Origin of the sequence: Xanthomonas sp. SHU 308 (assembly GCF_000364645.1) — a bacterium.
GTDB classification, from domain to species: Bacteria; Pseudomonadota; Gammaproteobacteria; order Xanthomonadales; family Xanthomonadaceae; genus Xanthomonas_A; species Xanthomonas_A sontii.
In genome coordinates, this window is sequence record NZ_AQOK01000070.1 from 1 (window position 1) to 5873 (window position 5873).

Annotated in this window: 5 protein-coding genes; 3 read left to right on the forward strand and 2 right to left on the reverse strand. The window is 68.9% G+C overall.

From position 1 onward, the window contains the following. The first annotated feature begins 270 nt into the window (after positions 1–270). Complete coding sequence (locus D588_RS0103265) at positions 271–1131, forward strand: hypothetical protein (RefSeq protein ID WP_232764209.1); 861 nt, start codon at positions 271–273, stop codon at positions 1129–1131. Positions 1132–1176: 45 nt separating this feature from the next. Here the strand turns inward: D588_RS0103265 and fabB are convergent, their stop codons facing one another. Both fabB and fabA read right to left on the reverse strand, forming a co-directional pair. Continuing rightward, positions 1177–2385 (reverse strand): beta-ketoacyl-ACP synthase I, encoded by a 1209-nt coding sequence (fabB, locus tag D588_RS0103270; RefSeq protein ID WP_026143321.1) that lies wholly within the window; start codon positions 2383–2385, stop codon positions 1177–1179. Continuing rightward, on the reverse strand, positions 2385–2900 hold the full coding sequence (gene fabA, locus D588_RS0103275) for a 3-hydroxyacyl-[acyl-carrier-protein] dehydratase FabA (RefSeq protein WP_017914959.1): 516 nt from the start codon (positions 2898–2900) through the stop codon (positions 2385–2387). The genes fabB and fabA overlap by 1 nt, the downstream gene beginning before the upstream one ends. A gap of 200 nt (positions 2901–3100) precedes the next feature. On the opposite strand from fabA, the gene dinB reads away from it, so the two are divergent. Both dinB and gph read left to right on the forward strand, forming a co-directional pair. After that, positions 3101–4171 (forward strand): DNA polymerase IV, encoded by a 1071-nt coding sequence (gene dinB / locus D588_RS0103280; protein WP_017914960.1) that lies wholly within the window; start codon positions 3101–3103, stop codon positions 4169–4171. Positions 4172–4835: 664 nt separating this feature from the next. Continuing rightward, entirely contained in the window at positions 4836–5489 is a 654-nt protein-coding gene (gph, locus tag D588_RS0103285) for a phosphoglycolate phosphatase (protein ID WP_026143322.1), read from the forward strand. Positions 5490–5873: the final 384 nt, after the last annotated feature.

The following is a 5873-nucleotide window of genomic DNA, read 5'->3' on the forward strand; positions in this document are numbered from 1 at the left end:
CCCGGGAAAGCCCGTCGGGGCTGAAGCCCCTCCCACAAAAGCAGCTGTTTTTTATCGGCGCACTGGATCGCTTTGCAGCGATTGTGCTCCGCGGACTACGCTGCCGTCCCGATTCCCGATTCCCGGCTTTCAACAGCCGCAGACTGATCATCCCGAATCCCGAATCCCGAATCCCAGCTCCTCTGTGCTAGAACACAGCACAGCGGCACGTCGATCTTCGCCGCCGCGATCGCGGCGCAGGGCACTGCCGCACTGCACAAGGAGGACCGCATGAAGCGAGCAGGGTGGTGGACGCCGTTGCTGTTGGGCATGGCCGCGCCGGCATTGGCGCAGGACGGCAGCGGCACGGTGCGCATCGGCGCCAGTCTGCGCGCCGGCCCGGCGCCGGAGTATCCGCGCGTGGCTACGCCGGCCACCGACGACGCGTTGCAGGTGCATGGCTGCACACGGGATTGGGCCTGGTGCGATGTCAGCTGGCGCGAGAAACGCGGCTGGCTGCCGGCTGGTGCGATCGACTTTCACGAAGAGGGGCAGGGCGTCGCGCCAGGCGCCTCGCTCGGTGTGCCCACGGTCGGCTTCGCGCTGGACCGCTACTGGGACACGCACTATCGCGGCCAGCCGTGGGCACGCGAACGCGCGCGTTACCGCCCGCTGGAAAGCGCGGCGACTGCCGCTGGTCCAGCGCAGATCCCGGCACCGCTGCAGCGGCAGTTGGCGCCGCAATGGCGGGCGCCCCCTCCACCGCAGGCGTCCGCGTCCGAGGCCGTGAGCGCCACGCCGCCATGGACGCCGCCGGGCGAGCGGATGCATCAGATCCCGCCACCGGACGCGCTCAATCCCCGCTACAACAAGGAACTGGCGAAGGAGTTGCAACGCCAGGACAGCGACCGCCGCCAGCGCGAATCGATGGGACTGCAACCGGTGCCGCCGTCTGCTTCCGCACCGTCGGCATCGCCTTCGTGGCCGCCCACGCCCGCGACGATCCAGTGGGTCGAGCGGCATCCGCCGAAGCCGAGTTCGCCACCTCCGCCACCTCCGCCTCCGCCTCCGCCCTCAGCGCCACCGGCCAAGCCGGAACCGCACAAGGACGAGGCCGCCGGGCGACACGACGTGAAGCAACTGGAACGCTGAGCCGCGCCACGGCGCCCTCAAAGGCGCCGTGCGGCCTGGATACGGTCAGGCCTTGGCGAACACCAGCGCGGCGTTGGTGCCGCCGAAGCCGAAGCTGTTGGACATCACCGTGCGCAAGTCCGCGTCGCGGCTTTCGCGCACGATCGGGAAGCCCTCGGCGCGCGGATCCAGCGTGTCGATATTGGCCGAGCCGGCGATGAAGCCGTCGCGCAGCATCAGCAGGCAGTAGATCGCCTCGTGCACGCTGGCTGCGCCCAGCGAATGCCCGGACAGCGCCTTGGTCGAGGACAGCGGCGGCACCGCGTCGCCGAACACCGCACGCACCGCGTCCAGCTCGGTGACGTCGCCCAGCGGCGTCGAGGTGCCGTGGGTGTTGAGGTAGTCGATCGGCGCGTCCACGCCCTGCAGCGCCATGCGCATGCAGCGCACCGCGCCTTCGCCGGACGGGGCCACCATGTCGGCGCCATCGGAGGTCACGCCGTAGCCGACCAGTTCGGCATGGATGCGCGCGCCGCGCGCCACCGCATGGTCGTAGTCCTCCAGCACCAGCATGCCGCCGCCGCCGGCGATGACGAAGCCGTCGCGCGCCGCATCGTAGGGCCGCGACGCCACCGCCGGCGTGTCGTTGAAGCCGGTGGACAGCGCGCCCATCGCGTCGAACATCAGGCTCATGGTCCAGTCCAGCTCTTCGCCGCCGCCGGCGAACATCACGTCCTGCTGGCCGTGGCGGATCAGGTCCGCCGCCGCGCCGATGCAGTGCGCCGAGGTCGCGCACGCGGCCGACAACGAGTAGCTCACGCCCTTGATCTTGAACGCGGTGGCCAGGCTCGCCGACACCGCCGAACACATCGTGCGCGGCACCATGTACGGGCCGACCTTGCGCACGCCGCGGTTGCGCAGCAGATCCGCCGCTTCCACCTGCCAATGGCTGGAGCCGCCGCCGGAGCCGGCGATCAGGCCGATCCGCGGGTCGCTAATCGCCGCCTCGTCCAGGCCGGCATCGGCCAGCGCATCGCGCAGCGCCAGGTAGGCGTAGGCCGAGGCGTCGCCCATGAAGCGCTTGAGCTTGCGGTCGATCGCCGCGTCCAGGTCCAGTTGCACATCGCCGCCGATCTGGCTGCGCAGGCCGGCCTCGACCGCCTGCGGGTTATGGCGGATGCCGGCGCGGCCTTCGCGCAAGGCGCGCGACACGCTGTCCAGGTCGTTGCCCAGGCACGACGTGATGCCCATTCCGGTAATTGCCACGCGCCGCATCAGAATGCCTCCGTCGACGTGAACAGGCCCACGCGCAGGTCCTTGGCGGTATAGATCTCGCGCCCATCCACCGACATGCGGCCGTCGGCCACCGCCATCGCCAGCTTGCGGTTGATCACCCGGCTGATGTCGATCTCGTACACCACCTGCTTGGCGATGGGCAGCACCTGCCCGGTGAACTTCACTTCGCCCACGCCCAGCGCGCGGCCGCGGCCGGGCGCGCCCAGCCAGGTCAGGAAGAAGCCGGTCAACTGCCACATCGCATCCAGGCCCAGGCAGCCGGGCATCACCGGATCGCCGATGAAATGGCAGCCGAAGAACCACAGGTCCGGGCGGATATCCAGTTCGGCGCGGATCACGCCCTTGCCATGCGCGCCGCCGGTCTCGTCGATGGCGACGATGCGGTCGAACATCAGCATCGGATCGTTGGGCAGGCGCGCGGCGTCGGCGCCGAACAACTCGCCGCGTGCGCTGGCGAGCAATTGCTCGCGCGAATAGGAGGACAGACGACTCATGAGCGGAACATTCCCAGGCGAGACAGTCGAGGCGCGCAAGAGTGCATGAGCTTCGCGCGTTCAATCAAACGTTTTATCCGTACGCACGCGTAGTGTCGGCAGCGGCGGTGGCGCGCGCACTGCGCCGGATCAAGGCGCGCATTCTCAGTCCGTGCGCAGCGCGGGGCTTATCATGCGCACACCGTTCGCAGGCGTAGGGTATGGGGTCGATGCGCAAGATCATTCACGTCGACATGGACGCGTTCTACGCGTCCGTGGAGCAGCGTGACGATCCGGCGCTGCGCGGCAAGCCGGTGGTGGTGGCCTGGCGCGGCATGCGCTCGGTGGTGTGCGCCGCCTCCTACGAGGCGCGCGTGTTCGGCGTGCGCTCGGCGATGCCGGCGCTGCGTGCCGAGCGGCTGTGCCCGGACGCGATCTTCGTGCCGCCGGATTTCGCCCGCTACAAGGCGGTGTCGCGGCAGGTGCGCGAGATCTTCCTGCGTCATACCGACCTGATCGAGCCGCTGTCGCTGGACGAGGCCTACCTGGACGTCACCGAGCCCAAGGGCGAATTGCGCACCGCCACCGAGATAGCCCAGACCATCCGCGCGCAGATCCGCGCCGAAACCGAACTGACCGCCTCGGCCGGCATCGCACCGAACAAGTTCCTGGCCAAGATCGCCTCGGACTGGCGCAAGCCCGACGGCCAGTTCGTGATCCGCCCGCATCGCGTGGAAGCGTTCCTGACGCCGTTGCCGGTGAACAAGGTGCCCGGCGTGGGCAAGGTGATGGAGGCCAAGCTGGCGGAACTGGGCATCGCCACCGTGGGCGATCTGCGCGCGCGCAGCGAGGCGGAACTGGAAGCGCGCTTCGGCAGCTTCGGCCTGCGCCTGTACCAGCGCGCGCGCGGCATCGACGAACGCCCGGTGGAATCGGACCAGCCGGTGCAGTCGATCTCCTCCGAGGACACCTTCGCCGAAGACCTGGCGCTGGAGGCGCTGGAGCCGGCGATCCGGCAACTGGCCGAGAAGACCTGGAACGCCACCCGCCGCACCGAGCGCATCGCGCGCACCGTGGTGCTGAAGCTGAAGACCGCGCAGTTCCGCATCCTCACCCGCAGTTTCACCCCGGAGCAACCGCCGGACTCGCTGCACGCCTTGATCGACATCGCCCTGGCGCTGCGCGAGCGGGTGGACCTGCCGGCATCCACCCGCTACCGCCTGGTCGGCGTCGGCCTGTCCGGCTTCCACGAGCGCGAGCCGGGGCAGGCGCAGGGGCGCTTGTTCGGTTGAGGCGGTGGCGTCGCCTGGGATAGTGCCTTCCCGGCTGACTGCATGGGAACGTGTGCCACGGGAGACTGTCGTACCCTCTATCGCCGCGCCCTGAGCGGTGCGTGGATTGAAACACCTGGGGTTACGGTGCGGCGACGGCGGGTCTGTGTCGCGCCCTTGCGGGGCGTGGATTGAAAGCACATCGAGTGGGTCAGCAGGCACAGCGTAAGCGGTCGCACACGCTCGCGTGTGCGTGTGTTGAAACAACCATGGGATGTGGGTGCAGGCCGAGAACCTGGCCGTCGCTCCCGCTTCGGGACTGAAGTCCCTCCCACAGGGGCATGCTGCTCGGGTTGCAACAGCGACTTCATCCTCCGGCACGCGGATCGACCTGGTCGCGTCCTCACGGATGCGTGGATTGAAACATGGGTGGGGATCGCCAACCGGTGATGTTCTCGGGTGTCGTGCGCGCGAGCGCAGGGATCGAGCGGTTGACCCGGGTCGGGATGGATCGCGTGAGCGCGGTTCGCGCGCTCGGTCGCCGTCACGGCGCTGCCGCAGCGGGCGTGGCGTGGTCGCAATCGCGTGCCAGCGAAGGCAGGGCACGCGTCGCGCGCGCGCGTCGCAACCGCGTCCGACATTGCGCCACCTACAATGCGCACTTGTCCCCCTGTGTTGGCACGACATGACATTTCCTTATGCATTGGTGGTGTTCGACCTGGACGGCACCCTGGTCGACAGCGGCGCCGACATCGCCGAGGCGTTGAACCGTACCCTGGCCGACTTCGGCCTGCCGCGCGTGCCGGAGGCGACCGTGCTCGGCTGGATCGGCGAGGGCGTGCGCAAACTGGTCGAGAGCGCCTGGCGGCATGCCGGCGACGCCACGCCGCTCGAGACGGTGATGCCGACCTTCATGCGTCACTACGCCGAATGCCTATTGCGCAGTCCGCGGCTGTATCCGGGTGCGGCCGAGGCGCTGACGCAGTTGCATGCGGATGGCGTGACGCTGGCGCTGTGCACCAACAAGCCGTCGGTGATGGTGCCGCCGCTGTTGCGCCATCTGGGCGTGGCCGATCTGTTCTCTGCGGTGCTCGGCGGCGACAGCCTGCCCGAGCGCAAGCCCAGCCCGGCGCCGCTGCTGCACCTGGCGCAGCGGTTCGCGCAGCCGCCGGCGCGCTGCCTGATGGTCGGCGATTCGGGGACCGACCTGCAGGCCGGCCACGCCGCCGGCATGCCGGTGGCGCTGGTGCGTTACGGCTATCCGCGCGATCTGGATCTGGCCACGGCCGACGTGGTGTTGCTGATGGATGATTTGCGCGCGCTGCTGCAGCTGCGCTGATACGACGGCGATCCAAACACTGCGGTGTAGCGCAAAGACCGGGATGCGCTTGCAGGAGCGGCTTCAGCCGATGACGCAGTAAGCCCCTCTCCCCCCGGGAGAGGGGTTGGGGTGAGGGTCCGGGCGCGTAGCGGTCGCTGAACTGTCAGGTTTGTGCCGCGATGCGTGAGCACGAGGAAGGCTGTTTGCGTTCGGCAGCCAGCGGCCTGATCGCGAGCGACCAAGTGCGCGTGCGTCGCGCATGTCTGCTTTGAGAATGCGCGCATCTACATCCGCTGTGGTCGCACATGCCGCCTTTCGTAGGAACGGCTTCAGCCGCGACAGGCTTTCCCGGGAAAGCCGATCACGGCTGAAGCCGCTCCTTGTATCTGGACATGTCGCCCC